Annotated in this window: 1 pseudogene; it reads left to right on the top strand. The window is 40.9% G+C overall.

Features of this window, described 5'->3' with window-relative positions:
* Positions 1 to 62: 62 nt before the first annotated feature.
* A pseudogene (locus IE155_RS18045) lies at positions 63 to 625 on the top strand (transposase); the annotation flags it as partial.
* Positions 626 to 692 lie beyond the last annotated feature (67 nt).

Raw genomic sequence — 692 nt, 5'->3', positions numbered from 1 at the left:
TGATCTTCCCCAAATAATGTAGACATCTTTTATTTAGAAAATGAAGTATGATGAGAGATGTTATGAGTAATAATAAATACCCACAAGAATTCAAAGATGAAGCTGTTCGCCAAGTGGTTGATAAAGGCTTTTCCGTCCCTGACGTTGCTAAACGATTGGGTATTTCAGATAAATCACTTTACTACTGGGTGAGTAAAGCCAAAACGCCACCCGCTAAATCGGCCGAGCAAGAAGAAATACGCAAACTTAAAGCAGAGCTTAAGCGTGTTACTGAGGAACGCAACATTTTAAAGGAAGCCGCCGTGTACTTTGCAAGCGAGTCAAAGAAAGGTACACGTTCATAAAGTCACGACTCGATGTTTATCGTGTTAAAGCTATGTGTCAGGCACTTAACGTTCATCGTAGCGGTTTCTATGCGTGGTTGAAGCAACCAATATCAAACCGTGAGCTTGATAATCAACGACTACTTGAGCATATCAAAGCAAGCTATGTTGAAAGTGGTGGTGTTTATGGTAGCCCACGTATTACGCATGAGCTACGCCGTCAAGGTGAAAGCTGTAGTGAAAATCGAGTTGCTCGCTTAATGAAACAAGCTAAGCTCAAAGCAAATATTGGCTACAAACGTCGCTACTTTAAGTCATCCGTACCAGCATTGATTGCTGATAACCATTTACAGCAACAGTTTGTTGTAT

Source organism: Thalassotalea profundi (assembly GCF_014653195.1).
In the GTDB taxonomy this organism is placed as follows: Bacteria; Pseudomonadota; Gammaproteobacteria; order Enterobacterales; family Alteromonadaceae; genus Thalassotalea_B; species Thalassotalea_B profundi.
This window is presented reverse-complemented; position numbering and strand designations above follow the sequence as displayed.